1 pseudogene is annotated in these 249 nt (G+C 34.1%); it reads left to right on the top strand.

From position 1 onward, the window contains the following. Positions 1 to 119 (top strand): annotated as a pseudogene (locus E4T71_RS10420) (IS630 family transposase); the annotation flags it as partial. Positions 120 to 249 lie beyond the last annotated feature (130 nt).

Genomic DNA, 249 nt, shown 5'->3' with positions numbered 1-249 from the left:
TTAAATCATTGAATGAAGTCATTGATCAGTTGCAAGAAGTTATCCAAAGCTTATCAACTACTCGCTTACGATCGATTGTCCATAGAGAATGGATATCTGCTAATTTTGATTCTGAATGAGTATAAGCGCCCAATAACAGAGTATATTGACAAAACTCCAAGATTATAAGCAGATTGCTTTTAATCTTGGAGTTTTCTTTATCTACAATTCTCTTGGATTTTTGGAGCCCATGGTAAATAAGCCTCTAGA

Origin of the sequence: Streptococcus sp. WM07 (genome assembly GCF_004570525.1) — a bacterium.
Classification (GTDB): Bacteria; Bacillota; Bacilli; order Lactobacillales; family Streptococcaceae; genus Streptococcus.
Note: the sequence above shows the minus strand (reverse complement) of the source record. Positions and strands in the feature narration are given on the sequence as shown.